This window comes from Roseateles sp., assembly GCF_039595595.1.
Classification (GTDB): domain Bacteria; phylum Pseudomonadota; class Gammaproteobacteria; order Burkholderiales; family Burkholderiaceae_C; genus Roseateles.
In genome coordinates this window covers 38161-61225 of sequence record NZ_JBCNLG010000021.1, presented here as the reverse complement: position 1 = coordinate 61225, position 23065 = coordinate 38161, and the positions used below count along the sequence as shown (strand labels likewise).

The following is a 23065-nucleotide window of genomic DNA, read 5'->3' as shown; positions in this document are numbered from 1 at the left end:
GCTGACCGAATGTGGTGGGAGGTGATCGGCATTCCCACTGGTGAAGGCCGATGCAGGACCGGGACGGCTTGAACAGACTGCGGCATCCCTCCATCGCAGTCTGATTGCCATGCCAATTCCCTTTGATTTGTCGTCCCGCGTTCGCGCCGCCCTGACCTCGACGCGGGAGCCCGGCGCGGCGCCGCGCCGGCCTCGTGACGAGACCGGGCTCGACGAGTCCGCACCCGCTGAACCCGGCACCCGCGACGACGCGGCCCAGCGCGCCGACGCGCACGCGGCACCGCAGCGCGAGCCCGCCGACGCTGCGCCCGCCGGCCCCGCGGCCGTTGATGCCGCGGCCCCCGAGGCGCACGATCTGCCCCGGCAGGATCGGTCCAGCGCGCTGCTCGCGTCCGCGCTCGGTCTGCTGGGGGTCGGCGGCGCGGCGACCGTCGCGGTGTCGGCCGCGAGTTCGGACGGAAAGCCGCCAGCGACCTCGACCGAGCCACCCGGCCCCGGAACGTCGAAGCCCGAGGACAAGCCGCATCCGCAGCCGGACACCTCGGGCACGGGGCCGGGGTCCAAGCCGGACACGTCAAAGCCCGACCCGTCGAAGCCGGACCCCTCGCATCCGGGTCCGTCCAAGCCGGATCCCTCCAAGCCGGATGACGGCTCGAATCCGTCCAAGCCGGACGATCCCCGGCCCGAGGACCCCAAGCCCGAAGACCCCAAGCCCGGCGGCGATCCCGATCCGAAGCCGGAGCAGCCCATCACCCCGGACCCCAACGCCGAGCCCGACCCCGATGTGCCGGCGCCGCGTCCGCGCCTGGCGGCCGACACTGGCGTGGCGGCCGACGACCGGATCACTTCGCGCGCGGACGTCCAGGTCGACGGTCTGCTCGCGAATGGGCAGTGGCGCTACAGCCTGGATGGCGGCGCGACGTGGGCCGCGGGAAGCGGCGACCGCATCGCGGCACCGGCCTTCGGCGCGGACGGGCGCAAGGACCTGATCGTCGAGCAGTTCGATGCGCGCGGCCATCGCAGCGTGTCGAGCCGGCTGTCGTTCGAACTCGACACGCTGGCACCCGATGCGCCGACCCCCTCGGCGCCATCGAACGGCTGGCTCGGACGCACCGGCGAGATTCACGTCGGCGGCCTGGAAGGCAGCGCGCATTGGCAGTACAGCCTCGACGGCGCGAACTGGCTGGCCGGCACCGGTGCCGGCGTGCGGGGCCTGGACGTCGGCAAGGAGGGCGAGCAGCAGGTCTGGCTGCGCCAGATCGACGTGGCGGGCAACACCAGCGAGGCCAGCCGCGTCACCGTCAACGTGGACCTGTCGCCGCCGACCGACGCGTCGATCCGGCTGCCCGTCGACCCGCCGGTCAATGGCCCGTTCACCACCCAGCCGCACATGGCGCACGGGGCCATCACCGTGGCCGCCGATCCCGGCTGGGCCTTCAGCTGGGATGGCCAGTCCTGGCGCACGGACGCGGAATACGGCACCGTGGTCCGCACCCAGGACCTGATCGACGGGTTTCACACGCTGTACGTCCGGCAGCAGGACCAGGCTGGCAACGTGACGATCAACGAGCGCTCGTTCACGCTGGACAACGTCCGGCCGGCTGCGCCGACGGTGCGACTCGTCAACGACACCGGCTGGTCCAACGTCGACAGGATCACTTCCGACGGCACCCTGCGCGTGAGCAACCTGGAGCCGCACGCGAAGTGGTGGTTGAAAGCCGTCCTCAACGGCAAGGAGTACTACGAAGGGGGCAGCTCGGACACGATCACGATGAACGACATCAAGCTGCCTCCAGGCGAGGTGGGCAAGATGTCCGTGTTCCTCCAGCAGATCGACCAGGCGGGCAACTCGAGCGTGATGACGCGCTTCGACTTCGAGCTCTACGCCCAGACCGCCGTGATCTGACGCCAAGGGGGGGCTCAGGCCCCTATGTCCAAGGTGTTGTCCCCCCTTCCCCCTTTGGCCTAGCATCGGCCGCGGCCGGCCCCATCGCGGGGCCGGTGCTTCCTTGTGGCGATGGTGTCGGCGCGATGCCGGGGAGGGCAACTTTGGCGGTGTTCTCTCGCACGATGGCGGCGCCACCGGCCAGTTCGGCGGCGGTGATGCGCCGGCTCGCGCTGCTGGTCGCGCTGCCGCTGCTGCTGCTGGGCGGCGTGCATCTGTTCTCGCAGCAGTACGGCACCGCGATGCCGCCGCAGGTGCTGCGGCTGGCCGAGGCGCGGCTGCTTCCGGGCGACGCGTTCGATCCCGCGCAGGTGCGCGGCGCCTTGCTGGACCCGGCCGCGCCGGCCCCTGCCGCCTCGGCCCTCGTGTCCCGTCCGCTGGAGCCGACCACGACGCCGACACCGATGCCGGCGACGGCGCCGACGACGCCCAGCGTGTCGCTCGCGCCCGGTCACGTCGTGGCGCTGCCGGTCCAGATCCACGACACCGACGCGCCGGGACCGCTCTGGTTCGCGCTCGACTTCCGGCTCGAGGCGCCGGCGCGGGTGCCGTACTGGCTCGTCATCCAGCACCGGCCCGCGGCGACCGTCTACCTCGATGGCCAGCTGATCGCGACCTCCGGCCCGGGCGTCGGCTATGTGTCCGAGGACGAGGACGACCTCGCGCAGCGCGGCCTGCTGCTGGCGGGCCGGCGGCTGCAGGTCAGCATCCCGCCGGCGTTGCTGCCCGCCGGCGACCATCGGCTGAGCCTGCGTCTGGCGCGCCCCGGCTTCGAGGGCGCGGGGCTGTCCGCGCCGCTGCTCGGACCGGCGGCGCAGATCCGCGCGTTGCAGGAAGGACGCCGCTTCTGGCAGGTGGCGCGCGTGACGACCGCGCTGGCGGGCCTGGTCATCGGCACCTTCATGCTGATGGTCTGGCTGGCGCTGCGCCAGGAATGGCTTTACGGCGTCACCGGCGTCTTCTGCCTGTGTACCGCGCTGCTGCTGTCTCCCTATCTGCTCAATGGCGCGCTGTTCCCCGCGCCCTGGTGGCGCGTGGCGCTCGACGTGGCGGACGTGCTCTCGAAGGCGCTGCTGCTGTTCCTCGTGGCGCGGCTGTCCGGTCTGGCGGCGGGCTGGGCGGAACGGATGGCCGCGGCGTATCTCGGCCTGGGCATCGTCATCGACGGCGCGGCCGCCGTGCTGGGCTGGAGCTGGACCGATTTCCACCATCCCTGGCCCTGGTGGGCGCTCGGGAGCCGGCTCGCCGTGCTGGCCGCCGCAGCCGCGCTCGCGGCGCGCGCCGCGCTGGCCTCCGGCCGCCGCGCCCATCTGGCCGGCGCCTGCGCGGTCGCGCTGTCGGCCTGGGTCTGGCTCTACGTGAGCGCCTTCGCGCTGGTGATGTCGCGCCAGATGAGCGTCGTCGACATCAATGTCATCGGCCATGCGGTGCTCATCGCGATCGCCGGCGTCGCGCTGCAGCGGCGCTTCGTCGGATCGCTGCGCGAGGAGGCGCTGGCCCGCGTGCGGCTGCAGCAGGCGCTGGACGAGCGCACCCGCGAGCTGCAGGACCGCTGGGAGGACCTGCAGGACAGCGAACGCCAGCGCAGCGCCGCGCAGGAACGCGAGCGCCTGCTGCAGGAGATGCACGATGGCCTGGGCTCGCAGCTGGTCACCGCGCGCCTGTGCGCCGAGCGCGGCGTGCCTTCGTCCTCGATGGTGTCGCAGCTGGACGATTGCATCCGCGAGATGCGTCTGACCGTCGACGCGCTCGCCGTCACCGATGGCGACCTGACGCTGCTGCTGGCCAACCTGCGCCACCGCATGGCGCCGCGATTGCACGATGCCGGGCTCGATCTCGATTGGCAGCTCTCCGACGTGCCCCTGCTGCCGACACTGCGCGGCACCGGCGGCCGCGAGCTGATCCGCATCGTGCAGGAAGCGCTCAGCAACGTGATCCACCACGCCGGCGCCACGCGGGTGCGCTTCGCCACGCGCGTCGACGAGGCGCGGGGCCAGGTGTTGCTGTCCATCGTCGACAACGGCCGCGGGCTGGCGGCCGACCTGCGTCATGGCAACGGCCTGCGCGGCATGCGGCGCCGCGCCGAGCGCATCCAGGCGGACATCGAATGGCGCGCGCCCGAGGAAGCCCCGCTGGAGGGCGGCACCGAACTGCTGCTGCGATTGCCGCTGCGCGTGACCCCATGACACGCGACTTCCCCCCCTTCCGGGGGCGTTCTGGAGTCATCTCTCCACTTTGTGCGTTCTATCGAATCCCCTGATGGGGCGCCCATGTCGATCGGCGAGAATCCGCGCCGTACCTTGGAGACAGAACAATGGAGAAGAACTGGCTGAAGCACTATCCGGCGGGCGTTCCCGCCGCGATCGATGCGGATGTCTATCCCTCGCTGGTCGAGCTGATGGAAGCGGCGTTCAAGCAGTTTCCGGAGCGTCCCGCCTACAAGATGCTGGGCCGCACGATCAGCTTCGCGCAGATCGACGAGGCCTCGCGCGCGCTGGCCGCGTACCTGCAAGGCCTGGGTCTGGAGAAGGGCGATCGCGTCGCGATCATGATGCCCAACGTGCCGCAATATCCGGTGGCCGTGGCCGCGGTGCTGCGCGCCGGCTTCGTCGCCGTCAACGTCAACCCGCTGTACACGCCGCGCGAGCTGGAGCACCAGCTCAAGGACGCGGGCGCCAAGGCGATCGTCATCGTCGAGAACTTCGCCGCCACGCTGCAGCAGGTGATGGCGCATGTGCCGACCAGGCACGTGGTGCTCGCCGCGATGGGCGACATGCTCGGCTTCGTCAAGGGCATGGTCGTCAACTACGTGGTGCGCAAGGTCAAGAAGCTGGTGCCGGCTTTCGAGCTGCCCTCGGCGGTGCGCTTCAACGACGCGCTGGCCAAGGGCCGCGGCCAGACCTACACGCGGCCGTCCGTCGGCCCCAACGACCTGGCGGTGCTGCAGTACACCGGCGGCACGACCGGCGTCTCCAAGGGCGCGGTGCTGCTGCATCGCAACCTGGTGGCCAACACGCTGCAGTGCGAGGCCTGGTACCAGCCGGCGCTGAAGAAGATCCCCGCCGGCGAGCAGCTGATGAGCGTCTGCGCGCTGCCGCTGTATCACATCTTCGGATTCACCACCAACCTGATGCTGTCGATGCGGGTGGGCGGCTGCAACGTGCTGATCCCCAATCCGCGTGACTTGCCGGCGGTGTTCAAGGAACTCAGCCACCACAAGATCCACAGCTTCCCGGCGGTCAACACGCTCTTCATGGCGATGGCCAACCACGCGCAGTTCAACACGGTGGACTGGAGCGGGCTGGTGATCTCGGTGGGCGGCGGCATGGCGGTGCAGCAGGCCACGGCGCGGCTGTGGCTGGAGAAGACCGGCTGCCCGATCGTCGAGGGCTACGGCCTGTCCGAGACCTCGCCGGTGGCCTGCTGCAACCCGACCGACAGCACGGCCTACACCGGCTCGATCGGCCTGCCGCTGCCCGGCACCGAGGTCCAGCTGCTGGACGACGACGGCAACGAAGTCCCGGCCGGCGGCGCCGGCGAGATCGCGATCCGCGGCCCGCAGGTGATGGCGGGCTACTGGCAGCGTCCGGACGAGACCGCCAAGGTCATGACCGCCGACGGCTTCTTCCGCACCGGTGACATCGGCACGGTGGACGAACGCGGCTTCTTCCGCATCGTCGACCGCAAGAAGGACATGATCCTGGTGAGCGGCTTCAACGTCTATCCGAACGAGATCGAGGACGTGCTGACGCAGATGCCGGGCGTGCTGGAATGCGCCGCCGTCGGCGTGCCCGACGAGAAGGCCGGCGAGACCGTCAAGGTCGTGATCGTACGGCGCAACCCCGCGCTGACCGAGGCCGACGTGAAGGCCTTCTGCGAGGCCAACCTGACCGGCTACAAGCGTCCGCGCATCATCGAGTTCCGCACCGAACTGCCCAAGACCCCGGTGGGCAAGGTGCTGCGGCGTGAACTGCGTGACAAAAAGTAGCAGTCGGTAGCAGTTTCGGGGAATGCTCGCGGGCGTAACGCGCCCGTCACGGCCTACAGTTCGCCCTCCTGGGAGAGGAGACAAGACCGTGCTCGAAGAACGTTACGAGAAGACCGAGGCCGGGAGGTCGGAGATCAAGTCACGCGCGCTGGTGCAGGCGCGGGTGGCTCGCAATCTCCTGCTGGTGATCGACGCCAGCAAGACCGGCGGGGAATGGCTGGCGATGGTGCAGGGCGCCGCGCCGGGGGATCTGGAACTGCTGGTGCAGCACCGGCTGGTGAAGGTCACTGCGGGCGCGCCGGCGTCGATGCCGATGAGCGGCTCCGTGCCGGGGCCGGCGACGCGCGCGGGAGGCTCGGCCTCGCGGCCGGCGCCGTCGCGGCTGGCGGGGGCGCCGAGTTCCTCGCTCGACTACACGCAGCTGTACACCGCGCTGAACAACTTCGCCAAGCAGCAGGGGCTGCTCAAGGGCTACAAGCTGGCGCTTGAGGTCGAGCAATGCGCCGACATGGCCCAGCTGCAGACGCTGGCGCTGGACATCATCGACCGGGTGCGCGCCACCAAGGGCGACGCCGCGGCGCACGAGCTGCGTGCGACACTGGGCTTCAACTGAACCGGACCGCCGCCCGAGGCGGTCGTTTTCTTGTTGGGAGCTTTCACATGTCCACCTCTTATCGTGTCGCGGTGCTGGTCGGCAGCCTGCGCAAGGCCTCGTTCAACCGCAAGCTGGCCCTCGCGCTGGCCAAGCTGGCACCGCCCGAGCTGAGCCTGGAGATCGTCGAGATCGGCCAGCTGCCCTTCTACAACGACGACGACGCGGCCGAGCCGCCGGCGGCCTGGGTCGAGTTCCGCAAGGCCATCAAGGCGGCGGACGCGGTGATGTTCGTGAGCCCGGAATACAACCGCTCGATCCCCGGCGTGCTGAAGAACGCGCTGGACGTGGGGTCGCGGCCGTACGGGCAGAACGCCTTCGACGGCAAGCCCGCGGCGGTGATCACGCTGTCGCCGGGCGCGCTGGGCGGCTTCGGCGCCCACCACCACCTGCGCCAGGTGCTGGCCTGCCTGAACGCGCCGCTGCTGCCCTCGCCGGAGGTCTATCTGGGCGGCGCCTCCGACATGTTCAAGGAGGACGGCAGCCTGGCGAAGCCGGAGACCGAAGCCTTCCTGGGCAAGGTGATGACGGCGTTCGCCGGCTGGGTGAAGACGCTCAAGGGGTGAGGCTTGGCGGCGAGGTTGTTTGTCGAGCAGCCGCTCACGGCGGCGGGGCTCGAGGCTGAACTGGCGCTGCCGCCTGGCGCGGCGCGCCATGTCCAGGTGCTGCGGCTGCAGCCCGGCGATGAGGTCACGCTGTTCGACGGCAGCGGCGACGAATGGACCGCGGCGGTCACCGCGATGGGCCGCAGCGAGGTGCGAGTCGCGCTGAAGTCGCGGCAGGCGGTCGATCGGGAGCTGCGGCGCGCGGTGACGCTGGCGGTCGTGATGCCGGCGAACGACCGGATGGACGGCATCGTCGAGAAGGCCTGCGAGCTGGGCGCGGTGGCGATCCAGCCGCTGATGAGCGAGCGCTCGGTGCTGCGGCTGACGGGAGACCGCGCGGAGAAGAAGCGGGCGCACTGGCAGGGTGTCGCGATCGCGGCGGCCGAGCAATGCGGACGTTCCAGGCCGCTGCAGGTCGCGGCGGTGAAGACGCTGGCGCAGTGGCTGGCCGAGTTGCCTGCTGATGCCCAAGAGCAGCGCTGGCTGCTGAGCCCGGTGGCCGCACAGCCGCTGTCGGCGTTGGCGCCCAAAGCGAGTGAGGCGGGCGATGCGGGACGCATCGTGGTCCTCAGCGGCCCGGAAGGCGGCCTCAGCGAGGCCGAGGAGCAATCGGCCCGCGCACGCGGCTTCAACGCCGCGAAGCTGGGTCCGCGGATCCTGCGGGCGGATACGGCGCCGCTGGCGGTGCTGGGGTGGCTGGCGTTGAGCGAACTGCATTGATTCCCTCCCGCCTCAGGTGAGGAAATTCCGCTCGCAACGTGGCGAATGCTTCGTCGAGCGGGATGCCCCGACCAGCGCGCAGGTCTGCGACCGCTCGGTCAACCGATTCATTGAAGGCGCGCAACAGGACCGCGCGATGGCTTGAATTCATGTCGGTCACGATGGCGACCTCATTCGAAGTGAAGAAGTAAAGGGGCGGTATCGCGGGACGTGTGCAGGACGCGCACGACGTGAACGACACCCTGTGCGACATCGGCGATGTAGAAGATCTGATACGGCTTGTGGGTGCGCCTGCGCAACCCGCTTGCGGCGTAGCGCGGAATCACGCGAAAGCACTCCGCCATGGAAGACAGTCCACGGATCTTCCCCAGCAACTCGTGAATGAAGCTGCGGGCCCGCGCTGGGCTGCTCCTGCGGATGTAGGTCGAAATGTCCTCTAGATCTGCCGACGCCTCAGTCAAGAGGCGGACTTGCATGCGTACCGGTCAACGAAGATCCGGGTACTTCTTGAACAGACGCTCGAAGGCGTCTTCAGCGGGCACGCCTCCGCCAGCCTTGATCTCCGCGAGGCCGCGCTCGATGGAGGCATCGAAAGCGCGCAGTTGCGCCTCCCGCCAGTCCTTCAACTCCTCGCTGTCGCGCAGCACCTGCGCGCGCGACGAATACTTTCCGCTCTCGATCAGATTCAGCACGATGGCCTCCAGGTCGGGTCCAAGTTCGGCGTGAATCATCTCGGTCATTCCCTCGGAAAGAAATCGCATCGTAGGGGGTGACCCCATCCCCCACAAGGAGGCCCCCACCCGCCGAAGTTATTCGTCGGAGTCAGCGTTCCCGGGGTTCTGCTTGCGCGCCGAGCCGGCGACCAGATCGAACTTGAACAGCCGGCATTCGATCGGGCCGTTCCACATGGGGATGCGGCGCGACTCCTTCAGGCGCATCTTGCTGGGCAGCTTCATCTCGGGACACAGCAGCCAGGCGGTCCATCCGGCCTCGTGCTGCGTGTAGGCGCGCTTCCAGTGCGCGGACAGGCGCGGGAAGAAGTCGTCGCCAGCGTCGCGCTCCTCGGACAGCGCGCCGCCATCGGCGCGGTGCGCGCCGGCCTTGCCGCGCACCTCGATGCGCTCGCCGTAGGGCGGGTTCAGCATCAGCGTGCCGGGCATGTCATCAGGGAGCTTGGGGGCCGGACGCTCCAGCGCGTCGCCGCCGTTGAACTGGATGAACTGCGCCACACCCGCGCGCTCGGCGTTGCGGCGCGCGAAGTCGACCATCCGGAACGACACGTCGCTGGCGAAGATCGGCACCTCGGGCGCGCGCTCGGCGGCGCGGGCCGCTTCCTTCATCGCGCGCCAGGCGGGCAGCAGCGGCTGGAAGGGCTTGAGCTTCTCGAACGCGAAGCGCCGCTGGATCCCCGGCGCGATGTTGCAGGCGATGGTCGCCGCCTCGACCGGGATGGTGCCGGAGCCGCAGCAGGGGTCGTGCAGCGCGCCGCCCTGATCGCGAGCGCCCTTCCAGCCCGCCGCGGCCAGCATCGCCGCGGCCAGCGTCTCCTTCAGCGGCGCATCGCCCTTGTCCTCGCGCCAGCCGCGCTTGAACAGCGGCTCGCCGGAGCTGTCGACGTAGACGGTCGCCAGGTCCTCGGTGAGGTGCAGCTGGAGCGGCAGGTCAGGCCAGCGCGTGTCGACGCTCGGGCGCTCGCCGGTGTCCTCGCGCAGCAGGTCGCAGACGGCGTCCTTCACGCGCAGCGTCGCGAAGTTCAGGCTGCGCAGCGGCGAGCGCTGCGCCGTGGTGTCCACGCGCAGCGTCTGGCGCGGCGTGATCCAGCGCGTCCAGTCCACCGTGCGGGCGATGGCGTAGATGTCGTCCTCGTGGCGGTATTCCTCCCGGGCGACCTCGATCAGGACGCGCTGGGCCAGGCGGCTGTGCAGGTTCAGCCGCATCACCGCGTCCATCGTGCCGTACAGGCCCACGCCGCCGCGGAAGGCCTTCGGGCCCTGCAGGCATTCGGACGGGGACAGCAGGCTGCGCACCTCGTCCTCCAGCCAGTCTTCAACGCCAGCGGCGCAGGGCAGGAACAGGTAATAGGCAGACTCGGACATCGTGGGCAGCTTGAGCAAGCGGGCGCCGCGGCGCCCGGGGAGGATCAAGCGGCGGATTGTCCCACCGACATGCAGTCGGGGCTGCTGCCCGGCGGACCGCCCCCTCTCCCCTGCCCTCTCCCCCTCGCGGGGGGCGAGGGAGTTCATGCCAACACCGCGCTCTACATCCCTACATCCCTCGATCCCTCGATCCCTAGATCCCTAGATCCCGCATGAACTCCCTCGCCCGCTTGCGGGAGAGGGCAGGGGAGAGGGCCAGCGGCGGTCGAAGTACGGAAGCCCTCAGCGCGCCTTGCGCAGGTTCGCTGGCGCGAGCTTGAGCGCCTCGCGGTATTTCGCGACGGTGCGCCGCGCCACCGTGATGCCCTGCTCGCCGAGCATCGTCGACAGCTGGCTGTCCGACAGCGGGCTGGCCGTGTCCTCCGCCGCGATGAACTGCTTGATCAGCGCCCGCACCGCCGTGCTCGACGCATTCCCGCCCGCCTCGGTCGACAGGCTGGAGCCGAAGAAGTACTTCAGCTCGAAGGTGCCCCACGGCGTCGCCATGTACTTCGCCGTCGTCACCCGCGAGATCGTCGACTCATGCAGCCCCAGCTCGTCCGCGATCTCCCGCAGCACCAGCGGCTTCATCGCCAGCTCACCATGCGTGAAGAAGCCGCGCTGGCGCTCCACGATCGCCTCGCTGACCCGCAGGATGGTGTCGAAGCGCTGCTGGATGTTCTTGATGAACCAGCGCGCCTCCTGCAGCTGCCCGCCCAGCGGCGAATTGCTGACCCCGCCGCGCGTGGCCCGCAGCGCCTGCGCGTAGAGCTCGTTGATGCGCAGCTTGGGCAGCACGTCCGGATTGATCGACACGCGGAAGTTGCGCCCCGCCTTCTGCACGATCACGTCGGGCACGACCGGCCGGTTCTCGCTCTGCGCGTAGCGCCGCCCCGGCTTGGGCTCCAGATGCGCGATCAGCGCCTGCGCCTCGCGCAGCAGCTCCTCGTCGGCACCGGTCAGCGACATCAGCCGCCGCCAGTCGCGCTTGGCCAGCAGGTCCAGGTGGCGCCGGCACACGACGATCGCCAGCGCCTGCTCCGGCGAGCGCCGCAGCGCCCGCAGCTGCAGCTCCAGGCATTCGCCCAGGTCGCGCGCGCCCACCCCGGCCGGCTCCATCGACTGCAGCCACTTCAGCGCGACCTTGAAGCGGTCGAGCAGCTCCTCGCGCTGCTCCGGATCCGCGTCCTCGCCCAGGATCGCGGCGGCCAGTTCCTCGAGCGGGTCCTCGAGATAGCCGTCGTCGTTCAGCGATTCGATCAGCGCCAGCAGCGCCGCGCGGTCCACCGCGCTCAGGTTCATGCCCGGGATCTGCGCGCGCAGCACGTCCTGCAGCGACTCGGAGGGGGCCTCGCTCTCGGGCCGCTCGTCATCGTCGCCCGAGGCCGCCGGGCTGCTGCCCGGCGTCTCGCGGATGCCGTCGAAGTCGTCGCCCTCGGTGCCGTTCTCCCAGTCGTCGCGCTCGGTCGTGCCGAACTCCTCGGCGCGCATCTCCTCGCCGGCGGGCGCGTCGGCGGCGCCGGACTCCGACTCGGTTTGCGCGACGCGTTCCTCGCGCTCCTCGCGCTCGGTCAGGCGTTCCTGCGTCGCGGTCGGCAGCGGCGCGTCGAATTCCTCGTCCGCCTCCAGCAGCGGATTGCTGGCGAGCATCTGCTCCACCTCCTGGTGGAGTTCCAGCGTCGACAGCTGCAGCAGACGGATGGACTGCTGCAGCTGAGGCGTCAGCGCGAGATGCTGGGACAGGCGAACCTGTAGCGTCGGCCTCATGTCGGCTCCCGCCCTTACATCTTGAAGTGCTCGCCGAGATAGACCCGGCGCACATCCTGATGTTCGACGATGTGCTGGGGCGTGCCTTCGGCGAGCACCGCCCCCTCGCTGATGATGTAGGCGCGGTCGCAGATGCCCAGCGTCTCGCGCACGTTGTGGTCGGTGATCAGCACGCCGATGCCACGCTGCTTCAGGAAGCGGATGATGCGCTGGATCTCCAGCACCGCGATCGGGTCCACGCCCGCGAAGGGCTCGTCCAGCAGGATGAAGCGCGGCTGCGTCGCCAGCGCGCGCGCGATCTCGACGCGGCGGCGCTCGCCGCCGGACAGCGCCGGCGCCGGCGTGTCGCGCAGCTTCTCGATCGACAGCTCGTTGAGCAGCTTGTCCAGCTCCGCGTCGATGCGCGCCGACGGCCAGGCCTTGCCCTTTTCGTCGAGCTGCAGCTCCAGCACGGCGCGGATGTTCTCCTCGACGTTGAGCTTGCGGAAGATCGACGCCTCCTGCGGCAGATAGCTCAGCCCCAGCCGCGAGCGCTGATGGATCGGCAGGTTCTGCACCGGCTGGCCGTCGATCTGGATCTCGCCGGCATCGGCGCGCACCAGGCCGACGATCATGTAGAAGCTGGTCGTCTTGCCGGCGCCGTTGGGGCCGAGCAGGCCGATGACCTCGCCGCTGTGCAGGTCGAGGTGGACGTCCTTGACCACCTTGCGCACGCCATAGGACTTCTGCAGCCCCCAGGCCTGCAGGCGGCTCCGGGAGGTGTTCATGCGGGCTTCGCTCATTGCTGCGGGGACTGGCGCGGCGCCAGGTTGAGGCTGGGGCGCAGCGGCAGCGGCGCGCTGCTGGCGGGCGGCGGCTCGCTGGCGGCGTTGCGCGGCATCAGCACGACGCGGCCGCGGCCGCTCGGGTGCGGCGAGTTGGCGCCGGTCTCGACCACCAGGCGCTCGGTGCGGTTGTCGTAGTTCAGCGTCGCGCCGGACAGCGACTGCTTGAGCTGGTCGCCCTGCATCACGCGGGCTTCGGCGTTGCCGACGAGCCGGATCATTTCGGTGCGGGTGTCGTATTCGATCTGGTCGGCACGGCCCTCGATGCGCTCGCCCGGGGTGTCGCGGTCCTGGCGGAAGTGCACCTGCTTGCCCGAGGCGCCATTGGCGTAGGCCTGGTAGTAGCCGTCGCTGGTCTCCTGGACGTCCATGCGCTCGGCGCGCAGTTCCATGGAGCCCTTGGTCAGGATGACGTTGCCGTTGAACTCGGAGCGCTGCTTGACCTTGTCGATGGCGCCTTCCCGGTCGAAGACCAGGTTCAGCGGCTTCGCGCGGTCATCCTTGGCTGCCTGCGCCAGGGGGGCGAGCATGCCCAGCGCGAGGACACTGCACAGCAGAAGAGGACGACGAAGCGGCATGGAGGAATCCTGACGGCACAAAACTTGCGAGCCATTCTAGCCACGCAACGAAGCCGCTCAGGTTCGCAAGCCCAGCGCCCGCAAGAATGCATCGACCTGCCCGAAGGCGTCCTGCTGCCATTGATCCGGCGTGCGGCCGTCCATCATCCGGGTCTCGTTGACGAAGTTGCGCACGCAGGTCGGTCCGAAGCCGTCGAGACAATCGAACTTGTCCGCAATGAAGGTGAAGCCCGCCAACGCTTCCTTGTGCTCAAGCAGAGGCTGGCAGGCTTGGGCGAGCGCGACGGCCTCGCCCGGATAATTGCGCACGCAGTAATAGATGTCGTAAGCATCCTTCTGCTTGTAGCGATTCTGGATCGCATGCCCCTTCATCGCGAGGAACGCGGGAATGGAGCAAACCGCGATGTCCACGCGATTGCGGCCGCCATCCGGCATCGTGCCCTCGACGGCCACGGGCTCGTGGAATCGAAGCGCGAGCCCGGCTCCACTGGCGCGCTGCACGGCGAAGTTGTCGATCAGCGGCGGCACATTCCTGATGAACACGGCCTCTCGCGGCATCAGGAAATCGACGATGACCGGAATCGGCGGGTTCCCGTCATGTGAAGAGACGTACCGGACAAGTTGGAATCGTCGCAGCGTCTGACGCTGTTCATAGCCGTGCGCCAGCAGCGACTCGACGAGGCTTGCGTACTCGCCGTCGCCGAGCGCTTCCGCATCAAGGCTCAAGTCGAGATCCGTGGTTCCGACGTGGGGCATGTCGCCGGTCTGATCCAGAAGAAGCCACGGCACCGAGCCGCCAACGATGGCGTACTTTCCCCTGAAATCTCCCAGGATTTGTCCGATCTCGATCAGGACCGATTTCACCGCCGCAGTGGTGCGGTGGTCATAGTCCTCTGCGTACTGCGCTTCGCCGATCGTCATTTGCGCCATTGCAACTTCTCCTGCCGAAGATGCTCGGCGGCCTCACGTCCGCGCTCACCGGCTGCATGAAGGTCCAGGTAGGTTTGAACCACACTTGTGCAACGGATGCCAGGGGCTGGTTCGATGGCGTCTCGCAAGAGATCCGTGTCCTCGACCACCCGGATCTCGACGTTGGCACCGCGGCCCGCGGCCACCAGTCCCATCGCTCGCGCCAGCCAATCTGCGCCTTGCCGGTCGGCGTAGAACGAATGGACACCGACGCGCGCATAGGGTGCCATCCACCTTGCGGCCGAGAACGCCGACAGGATCGCGAATCCGCCGGCGGGCAACTCATTGGCACGACGCTTCAATGCTTCGTCCAATCCGGCGCCGTGAAGCGTGGTGTAGCGGCTCAGAAGCTCTCCGGCCGGCGGCGCGTATTCATCGCGCCACGCATCGAGCAGTCCGTCCGGTTGCGTCAGAAAGATTCCGTCGTCCGCCAGCTCGGCCCATCCGCGATCCAGAAGACTGCCTCTCACATTGCTGACGTGCCCCACGCTCACGCCTGCCTCGGTGGCGAGCTCGACGACCCGCCATGGGCGGGACGGCTCTCGCAACATGCGGCGCAGTACCGCTGCGGACTTGGGCTTGAACAGTGAGCGCAGCTCCCGTCGCTCGGCGACCGGTTTGCCGGCCGTCGTCCGCGAAAGGAAAAAACCCGGGAAGGCGATCCGCGCGTTCCCCTGCAGATCGAAGTAGCCGACCTCGCCTTCGACGCACAGCGCGCGAGCGTCCTCCGACAGATAGGGGGCGAAGATCAACGGAACGACGTCTTTTGTCTGAGCCTGCGCTTGCCGTTTCAGCTGGAAGAGCGCGGTCTGCACGTGGCGCGGTTGTCCGTTGGACTTCACCTCGCCCATCAGCACGTGCTCTCGTCCGTGAAACCTCAGGCGACAGAGCAGGTCCGCCGACAGCCCTTCGGACTCAGCGGGCGTGGTGATGTCCACCCGCTCGACGCCTGGCACGTCCGCCAAGGCCTCGCGGAGAAGGCGAGGAGCCTCAAGTTCGATTTTCATCGAATTCCCCATTTTCAGCATCCGCTGAAAATAGCTCATTCGGTGAAAACGTCAAGGGAAATTTCACTCAAAGGCCGCCTTTCAGCATAGGTTGAAAAGCGGCGAAAGAGTGAAATTGCGGCAGCCTATTCGTGTTCAGGCGACCGCCGCCTCCTGCCCCTGGTAGCCACGCGGCACGGCGCCGAGCAGGCGCCGGGTGTACTCCTCCTTCGGCGCGGCCAGCAGCGCGCGGGCGTCGTTCTGCTCGACCACGTCGCCGTGCTGCATCACCAGGACCTCGTCGGAGATGAACTTCACCACCGCCAGGTCGTGGCTGATGAAGATATAGCTCAGGCCGAATTCGTCCTGCAGGTCCTTGAGCAGGTTCAGCACCTGGGCCTGGACCGACACGTCCAGCGCCGACACCGCCTCGTCCAGCACCAGCACCTCCGGCTTGAGCGTCAGGCAGCGCGCGATCGCGATGCGCTGGCGCTGGCCGCCGGAGAACTCGTGCGGGTACTTGTGCAGCGCCGACTCGTCCAGCCCGACCTTCTTCAGCAGCGCACTGGCCGTGGCCAGCCGCTCGTCATGGTCCCGGCCGATGCCGTGGATCTCCATCGGCTCGAGCAGCGTCTGCGCGATCGTGAAGCGCGGGTTCAGCGAGGCGTACGGGTTCTGGAACACCACCTGGATGCGGCGGCGCATCTTCTGCCACTCCGGTCCCGACATCTTCAGCAGGTCGCGGCCCTCGAAGAGCACCTCGCCGCCGGTGGGCTCGTGCAGGCGCAGCAGCGTCAGGCCCATGGTCGTCTTGCCCGAGCCCGACTCGCCCACCACGCCCAGCGTGTGGCCCTTGCGCAGCGTGAAGTCCACGCCCTTGACCGCCTTGAACTCGGTCTTGCTGAACAGGCCCGACTTGAAGAAGAAGCTCTTCTTCAGCCCCTTGGCCTGCAGGATCACCGGCGCGGCCGGGTCCTTGGCCTTGCCCGCGCCCTGCGCCGAGCGGCCGGCGATGTGATCGTCGATGACCATCAGCCGCGCCGGGTTCTCCGTCAGCGACGGCCGGCAGGCCAGCAGCGCCTTGGTGTAGGCGTCCTGCGGGCGGTGGAAGATGTCGGCCACGGGCGCCCGCTCGCGGATCTCGCCATGCCGCATGACCACGACCTGATCGGCGATCTCGCCCACCACGCCCAGGTCATGCGAGATGAACAGCATGCTCATCTTGTGCGTGTCCTTGAGCCGCGCCAGCAGCTCCATCACCTGGCGCTGGATGGTCACGTCCAGCGCGGTGGTCGGCTCGTCGGCGATCAGCAGCTTGGGATTGCAGGCCAGCGCCACCGCGATCATCACGCGCTGCTGCTGACCGCCGGACATCTCGTGCGGATAGCTGCGCAGACGCCGCTTCGGATCGGGGATGCCGACTTCATTGAGCAGCTCCTCGGCGCGCGTCAGCGCCTGGCGCCGGCTCATCCCGAGGTGCTTGATCAGCGGCTCCATGATCTGGTCCGCGACCGGGAACACCGGATTCAGCGAGCTCATCGGATCCTGGAACACGCAGGCGATCTCGCGTCCGCGCACCGCCTGCAGCTCGCGCAGCGAGGTCTTGAGCAGGTCGCGGCCCTGGAACAGGATCGCGCCGCTGCGCTCGGCGTTGTCGGGCAGCAGGTTGAGGATGGACATCGCCGTCACGCTCTTGCCCGAGCCCGACTCGCCCACCAGCGCGACGGTGCCGTTCTCCGGGATGTCGAAGCTCACGCCCTTGACCGCCAGCTGGCGCTGCATCACGCCAGCCGTCCTGCCCATGCGGAAGGCGACCTTCAGGTCTTGAATGCTCAACAGCATGGCTTACTCCAGACCGCGCAGTTTCGGATCGAGCGCGTCGCGCAGCGCATCCGTGAAGAGGGCGAACGCGGTGACGAACACCGCCATGAAACCGGTCACCGCGGCCAGCTGCCACCAGTAGCCCAGGATCAGCTCGCTCTGGGCCTCGGCCAGCATCGTGCCCCAGGACACCTGGTCCACGCTCACGCCCAGCCCGAGGTAGGACAGGATGACTTCGCTCTTGATGAAGCCCACGACGTGCAGCGACAGCTGCACCAGCGCCACGTGCGAGACATTGGGCAGGATGTGCTTGAACATGCGCGAGGCCTTGCTCGCGCCGATCGCCTCGGCGCTGCGCACGTACTCGCGCACCGAGTGCTTCATGAACTCGGCCCGCACCAGGCGGTAGATGCCGGTCCAGCCGGCCAGGCCCAGGATCATCACCACCGGCAGCACGCCGCGGCCGAACACCACCGCGAACGCGAAGATCAGCAGGATGTTGGGCATCGCCGTGAAGACGTTGTAGACCCACTCCAGGAAGTCGCCGACCTTGCCGCCGTAGAAGCCCGACAGCGCGCCCAGCACCGTGCCGATGATCGTGGCCACCAGCGCGGCCAGCACGCCGACCATGATCGAGATCTCCGCGCCCTTGATCGCCTTGGCCAGCACGTCGCGGCCCAGGCGGTCGCCGCCCAAGGGCAGCGTCTGCGCGCGCGGCGCCTCGTCGGTCTTGTACTGCTTGGCCTTCTCGGCCCACTCCTTGTACCTGGGGGCCAGCGGGTCGATGTCGCTCAGGTCGACGTTGGGGCCCTTGGGCTGGGCGATGGCGCCGGCGCTCTCGGCCGGCGCGGGACCCACGAAGGTCGGCGGCGCGTTGGGCACGCCGGTCTCCTTCTGCCAGTCGCGCGCCACCAGGCCCAGGCCCGCGGCGATCACCAGCAGCAGCGACAGCGCCACCACCACCATCGCCGACATGCCGAGCCGGTCCGCCTTCAGACGCCGCCACGACGCGGCCCACACGCCCTGCGAGCGCCGCGGCGCCGCGCTCACCGGGGGATTCGACAACACAGCGCTCATTTGAGGACCACCCGCGGATCAACCAGCTTGTAGAGGAGGTCGGTGACCAGGTTCACCACCATGGTCAGCGCCGCGATGTAGATCGCGAAGGCCTGGATCACCGGATAGTCGTTGCGGTTCACCGCCAGCAGGATCTCGCGGCCCAGGCCCGGGATCGAGAAGAACACCTCCAGCAGGAACGAGCCCACGAACACGCTGGGCAGCGCCACCGAGATGTTGGTCATGATCGGGATCATCGCGTTGCGCAGCACATGCTTGAGCAGGATGGTGCGCTCGGTCAGGCCCTTGGCGCGCGCGGTGCGGACGTACTCGTGGCCGATCTCGTCGAGGAAGAAGGTGCGGTACAGCCGCGTGTACGGCGACAGCGCCACCGCCACCGCGACGAACACCGGCAGCGGCGCGTAGGTCGTCAGGTTGGTCCACAGCGAGTCGCTCCAGCCCTGCACCGGGAACCAGCCCAGCCGGAACGCGAAGACGTACTGCGCCACGATCACGTAGACCAGCAGCGAGATCGACACCGCCACCGTCGTCAGGATCATCACCGCGCGGTCTGTCAGGCTGCCCCGCATGTAGGCCACGGCCAGCGCGAAGGGGATCGCCAGGATCACCTCCAGCACCAGGATCGGCAGCATCACCGTCAGCGTGGCCGGCATGCGCGTGGCGAAGAGGTTGGCCACCGACTCGTTGGTCGCCCAGCTCTTGCCCCAGTCGAAGGTCACGATCTGCTGCAGGAAGATCAGCAGTTGCTCCCACACCGGCTTGTTCAGGCCGAGCTGCTCGCGGATGGCTTCGATCTGGTCCTGGCTGGCGTTGAGGCCGCCCAGCACTTCGGCGGGGTCGCCGCCAAACCATTTGAAGAGGAAGAACACCAGCAGCACGACGCCCAACAAGGTTGGGACCATCTGCCACAGGCGCCTGATGAGATAGGCCGCCATGTCCGCGGGACTCCATGCAAGCGCCGCCTGGATCGCGATCGACCCCGGCGACCGAAAAAGCAAACCCCGGGCGCTTGTGACGGCCGGGGCCTGCGGGTCGAAAAATCACGCGCGAGTCTACGTGAGCCCCCCTGCCGGCCGCACCGGCATTTGCCCTGAATCCATCGGAGAAAACTGATGAAGCATGCGTGGGAATCAGGGGCAATCTTCCGCAATGCGCCCCGGTCCGCGCGCGCCGCGCGGCGCTCCGGGTTGCCGGCATGGCGGGCGCGGACAGCGCCCACTAGACTGGCGCGCTTTCGAATTCAAGGACGGCTTCCAGATGCGACGCGGCATGGCCGGGACACAATCCCAGGCGCTCTTACTTTCGGCATCCCTCGCGGCGCTGGCGATGTTCACGGTGATCCCGTCGACCGCCCGTGCCGCCGACGAGTCGGCCGCCCCCGCGCCCAAGGTGCTGCGCTACGCGATCCGCGAGGCCGAGACCGGCTTCGACCCGGTGCAGGTCACCGACCTGTACTCGCGCAACGTGACCGCGGCGATCTTCGACGCGCCGCTGCGCTACAGCTTCCTGGGGCGTCCCTACCGGCTCGAGCCCAACGTCACCGACGGCATGCCCGAGGTCTCCGACGACTACAAGCGCTTCGTCTTCCGCATCAAGCCGGGCATCTACTTCGCCGACGATCCGGCCTTCAAGGGCCGCAAGCGCGAGCTCGTGGCCGAGGACCTGGTCTACACGGTCAAGCGCCATTACGACCCGCGCAACAAGAGCGGCCACCTGTACCGCCTGGAGGGCGCCAAGATCCTGGGCCTGTCCGAGCTGCGCGCCCAGGCGTTGAAGAACAAGACGCCGTTCGATTACGCGCGCCCCGTCGACGGCGTGCGCGCGCTGGACCGCTACACGGTCGAGATCCGCGTCGCCAACAGCGATCCACGCTTCCTCTACCACTTCGCCGATCCGATGCTGGGCCTCATGGCGCGCGAGGTCGTCGAGGCCTACGGCGACCACATCATGGAACACCCCGTGGGCACCGGCGCGTGGCGTCTGGCCGAGTGGCGCCGTTCGTCGCGCATGGTGCTGGAGAAGAACCCCAACTTCCGCGACGTGCGCTATCGCGAGGAGGTCGGCCCCGACCGCCCCGCCGCGCTGGTCGAGGCGGTGAAGAAGCTGCAGGGCCGCAAGCTGCCGATGGTGGACCGGGTCGAGATCTCGGTGATCGAGGAAGCGCAGCCGCGCTGGCTCGCCTTCCTGCGCAAGGAATTCGACTTCATGGACGAGCTGCCGGAGGACTTCGCGCCGGTGGCGATCCCGCAGAACAAGCTCGCACCCAACCTCGCCAAGGAGGGCATGCGCGCGGTGCGCTATGAGCGCGCCGACATCTCGGCCTCCTACTTCAACATGGAGGACCCGGTCGTGGGCGGCTACACGCCGGAGAAGATCGCGCTGCGCCGCGCGATCGCACTGGGCGTCGACGTCGAGCGCCAGGTGCGGCTGCCCCGCAAGGGCCAGGCGATTCCGGCGCAGGGGATCATCTCGCCGGGCGTGACCGGCTATGACAAGGCCTTCAAGACCGAGATGAGCCAGTACGACCCGGCCCGCGCCAAGGCGCTGCTGGACCTGTACGGCTACGTCGACAAGGACGGCGACGGCTGGCGCGACCTGCCCGACGGCAGCCCGCTGGTGCTCGAGTACGCGACCCAGCCCGATGGCCGCAACCGGCAGCTCGTGGAGCTGTGGCAGAAGGACATGAATGCGCTGAACATCCGCATCAAGTTCAAGATCGCCAAGTGGCCCGAGAACCTCAAGGCCGCCAACGCCGGCAAGCTGCAGATGTGGAACATGGGCTGGAGCGCCGACATCCCCGATGGCGAGAACTTCCTGGGCCTGGCCTATGGCGGCAGCCGGGGCCAGTCGAACAAGGCCCGCTTCGACCTGCCCGAATTCAACGCGCTGTATCGCAAGCAGCATTCGATGGTCGACGGCCCCGAGCGCGTGGCGGTGATGCAGGACGCGCAGCGGCTGCTGACGGCCTACATGCCCTACAAGGTCGAGGTGCACCGCATCTACACCGACATCACCCAGCCCTGGGTGCTGGGCTACGACAAGAACCTGTACCAGCGCGACTTCTACTCCTACGTCGACATCGACACCGACGCGCTGGCCCAGGCCCACGCCAAGAAGCACTGACCCGACGCCGCGCCATGACCATGCCCCGCGCCCGATTCCTTCCCTCGATGCTGCGCGGGGCCGCCCTGGCGGTCGCCGCCGCGCTGGCGTTGTCCTGCGCGCAGGCCGCCTCGGAGGCGCCGCCCAAGGTGCTGCGCTACGCGTTCCGCGTCGCGGAGACCGGCTTCGATCCGGCCAAGATCACCGATCTCTACTCGCGGATGATCACGCCCCACATGTTCGAGGGCCTCTACACCTACGACCAATTGGCGCGTCCCGCAAAGATGAAGCCGCTGACCGCGGCGGCGCTGCCGGAGAGCGCCGACGACTACAAGCTGTGGACCGTGCGGCTGCGCCCCGGCATCCTGTTCGCGGAGGACCCGGCGTTCAAGGGCAGGCCGCGTGAGCTGACGGCCCAGGACTACGTCTACACCTTCAAACGTTTCGCCGATCCGGCCGTGGCCTCGCCGTCGTGGAGCGAGGTGGAGGAGCTCGAGCTGGTCGGGCTCAACGAATACCACGCGCAGGTGCGCAAGTCCGGCAAGCCCTTCGACTACGACAAGCCCATCGAGGGCCTGCGCGCGCTGGATCGCTACACGCTCCAGTTCAGGACCAAGGAGACGCGGCCGCGCCTGATGGAGGTGTTCGCGCAGGGCGACCTGTACGGTGCGGTCGCGCGCGAGGTCATCGAGGCCTATCCGGGCGACTCGATGGCGCATCCGGTGGGCACGGGCCCCTTCGTGCTCAAGCAGTGGCGGCGCTCGTCGATGATGGTGCTGGAGCGCAACCCGCATTACCGCGAGCGCTTCTACGACCAGGAGGTCGACCCCGCCCCCGACGACGCCGAGGGCCAGGCGCTGAAGCAGCGCTTCAAAGGCCGCCGCCTGCCGATGATCGATCGCGTCGAGGTCGGCGTGATCGAGGAGAACCAGCCGCGCTGGCTGTCCTTCCTCAATGGCGAGTACGACTTCATCGAGCGCACGCCCGAGGACTTCATCAACCAGGCGATGCCCAACGGCCAGCTCGCGCCCAACCTCGCCAAGCAGGGCAAGCATGCGTACCGGACGGTGGCCTCGGACGTGCTGTTCACCGTGTTCAACATGGAGGACCCGCTGGTGGGCGGCTACACGCCGGACAAGATCGCGCTGCGGCGCGCGATCTCGCTGGCCATCGACGTCGAGCGCGAGCTGCGACTGGTGCGCCGCGGCCAGGCGATCCCGGCCCAGTCGCTCTACATGCCGGGCACGACCGGCTACGACGCCGCGTTCAAGAGCGACATGAGCAGCTTCGATCCGGCGCGCGCGAAGGCCTTGCTCGACCTCTACGGCTATGTCGACAAGGACGGCGACGGCTGGCGCGACCAGCCCGACGGCTCGCCGCTGGTGCTGGAAAGCCTGACGACGCCGGAGCAGTTCCAGCGCCAGATCGACGAGATCGTCCAGAAGAACCTCAACGCGGTGGGGCTGCGCATCGCGTTCAAGCCGGCCAAGTGGCCCGAGAACCTCAAGGCGTTGCGGGCCGGCCGCTACCAGATCTGGTCGCTGGCGACCTCGGCGGCCAAGCCCGATGGGCAGGACTCGCTGGCGCGCATGTACAGCGGCCAGATCGGCGCGCAGAACTACGCGCGCTTCCGGCTGCCGGCCGTCGACAAGCTCTACGACGAGGCGTCGCACCTGCCCGACGGGCCGGAGCGGCTCAAGCTCTTCGACGAGACCAAGCGCTACGCCACCGCCTACATGCCCTACAAGTACCGCGGCCACCGCTTCATCACCGACATCGCCCAGCCGCAGCTGATCGGGTATCGCCGCCCGCAGTTCTGGCAAAACTGGTGGGAGTACGTGGACATCGATCCCGACGCCGCCGCGAAGTTCAAGCACTAGCCCCTCGTCCGATGCA

At 68.5% G+C, this 23065-nt stretch carries 19 protein-coding genes; 8 read left to right on the top strand and 11 right to left on the bottom strand.

The window, feature by feature from the left end:
* The first annotated feature begins 109 nt into the window (after positions 1-109).
* The 6 genes from ABDW61_RS20495 (at position 110) to ABDW61_RS20470 (ending at position 7910) form a co-directional block, all read left to right on the top strand.
* Positions 110-1906 (top strand): hypothetical protein, encoded by a 1797-nt coding sequence (locus ABDW61_RS20495; protein ID WP_343641328.1) that lies wholly within the window; start codon positions 110-112, stop codon positions 1904-1906.
* A gap of 149 nt (positions 1907-2055) precedes the next feature.
* A complete protein-coding gene (locus tag ABDW61_RS20490) occupies positions 2056-4131 on the top strand; it encodes an ATP-binding protein (protein WP_343641360.1) in 2076 nt (691 codons plus the stop codon).
* 128 nt (positions 4132-4259) lie between these two features.
* Positions 4260-5933, top strand: coding sequence for a long-chain-fatty-acid--CoA ligase (locus tag ABDW61_RS20485; protein ID WP_343641327.1), 1674 nt, complete (start codon positions 4260-4262; stop codon positions 5931-5933).
* Positions 5934-6021: 88 nt separating this feature from the next.
* Positions 6022-6546: a hypothetical protein gene (locus tag ABDW61_RS20480; protein WP_343641325.1), complete on the top strand. Its 525-nt coding sequence runs from the start codon at positions 6022-6024 to the stop codon at positions 6544-6546.
* 47 nt (positions 6547-6593) lie between these two features.
* The gene (locus tag ABDW61_RS20475; RefSeq protein WP_343641324.1) at positions 6594-7151 is read left to right on the top strand and encodes an NAD(P)H-dependent oxidoreductase; all 558 of its coding nucleotides are present in this window, start codon (positions 6594-6596) and stop codon (positions 7149-7151) included.
* A gap of 15 nt (positions 7152-7166) precedes the next feature.
* Positions 7167-7910: a 16S rRNA (uracil(1498)-N(3))-methyltransferase gene (locus ABDW61_RS20470; RefSeq protein WP_343641323.1), complete on the top strand. Its 744-nt coding sequence runs from the start codon at positions 7167-7169 to the stop codon at positions 7908-7910.
* 170 nt (positions 7911-8080) lie between these two features.
* On the opposite strand, the gene ABDW61_RS20465 is transcribed toward ABDW61_RS20470, so the two are convergent.
* The 11 genes from ABDW61_RS20465 to ABDW61_RS20415 all read right to left on the bottom strand — a co-directional run bounded on the left by ABDW61_RS20465 (position 8081) and on the right by ABDW61_RS20415 (position 19002).
* Positions 8081-8386, bottom strand: a complete 306-nt coding sequence (locus tag ABDW61_RS20465; RefSeq protein WP_343641322.1) for a type II toxin-antitoxin system RelE/ParE family toxin — start codon at positions 8384-8386, stop codon at positions 8081-8083.
* A 9-nt stretch (positions 8387-8395) separates the two neighbouring features.
* Positions 8396-8650 (bottom strand): type II toxin-antitoxin system ParD family antitoxin, encoded by a 255-nt coding sequence (locus ABDW61_RS20460; RefSeq protein WP_343641320.1) that lies wholly within the window; start codon positions 8648-8650, stop codon positions 8396-8398.
* 69 nt (positions 8651-8719) lie between these two features.
* Entirely contained in the window at positions 8720-10006 is a 1287-nt protein-coding gene (locus ABDW61_RS20455; RefSeq protein ID WP_343641318.1) for a THUMP domain-containing protein, read from the bottom strand.
* 282 nt (positions 10007-10288) lie between these two features.
* Positions 10289-11812, bottom strand: a complete 1524-nt coding sequence (locus tag ABDW61_RS20450) for an RNA polymerase factor sigma-54 (protein WP_343641316.1) — start codon at positions 11810-11812, stop codon at positions 10289-10291.
* Between the two features lie 14 nt (positions 11813-11826).
* Positions 11827-12594: an LPS export ABC transporter ATP-binding protein gene (gene lptB, locus ABDW61_RS20445; RefSeq protein WP_343641314.1), complete on the bottom strand. Its 768-nt coding sequence runs from the start codon at positions 12592-12594 to the stop codon at positions 11827-11829.
* The gene (gene lptA, locus ABDW61_RS20440) at positions 12591-13214 is read right to left on the bottom strand and encodes a lipopolysaccharide transport periplasmic protein LptA (RefSeq protein ID WP_343641313.1); all 624 of its coding nucleotides are present in this window, start codon (positions 13212-13214) and stop codon (positions 12591-12593) included. Before lptA ends, lptB begins: the two co-directional genes overlap by 4 nt.
* A gap of 57 nt (positions 13215-13271) precedes the next feature.
* Complete coding sequence (locus tag ABDW61_RS20435) at positions 13272-14144, bottom strand: nucleotidyl transferase AbiEii/AbiGii toxin family protein (protein WP_343641311.1); 873 nt, start codon at positions 14142-14144, stop codon at positions 13272-13274.
* On the bottom strand, positions 14132-15229 hold the full coding sequence (locus tag ABDW61_RS20430; protein WP_343641309.1) for a type IV toxin-antitoxin system AbiEi family antitoxin: 1098 nt from the start codon (positions 15227-15229) through the stop codon (positions 14132-14134). The genes ABDW61_RS20435 and ABDW61_RS20430 overlap by 13 nt, the downstream gene beginning before the upstream one ends.
* A 96-nt stretch (positions 15230-15325) precedes the next feature.
* Complete coding sequence (locus ABDW61_RS20425; RefSeq protein WP_343641307.1) at positions 15326-17011, bottom strand: dipeptide ABC transporter ATP-binding protein; 1686 nt, start codon at positions 17009-17011, stop codon at positions 15326-15328.
* A gap of 3 nt (positions 17012-17014) precedes the next feature.
* On the bottom strand, positions 17015-18067 hold the full coding sequence (locus ABDW61_RS20420; RefSeq protein WP_343641304.1) for an ABC transporter permease: 1053 nt from the start codon (positions 18065-18067) through the stop codon (positions 17015-17017).
* Complete coding sequence (locus ABDW61_RS20415) at positions 18064-19002, bottom strand: ABC transporter permease (RefSeq protein WP_343641302.1); 939 nt, start codon at positions 19000-19002, stop codon at positions 18064-18066. Before ABDW61_RS20415 ends, ABDW61_RS20420 begins: the two co-directional genes overlap by 4 nt.
* Before the next feature lie 334 nt (positions 19003-19336).
* Between ABDW61_RS20415 and ABDW61_RS20410 the strand changes: the two genes are divergently transcribed.
* The gene (locus ABDW61_RS20410; protein ID WP_343641301.1) at positions 19337-21190 is read left to right on the top strand and encodes an ABC transporter substrate-binding protein; all 1854 of its coding nucleotides are present in this window, start codon (positions 19337-19339) and stop codon (positions 21188-21190) included.
* Between the two features lie 14 nt (positions 21191-21204).
* Positions 21205-23049, top strand: a complete 1845-nt coding sequence (locus ABDW61_RS20405) for an ABC transporter substrate-binding protein (RefSeq protein ID WP_343641299.1) — start codon at positions 21205-21207, stop codon at positions 23047-23049.
* The last annotated feature ends 16 nt before the right edge of the window (positions 23050-23065 follow it).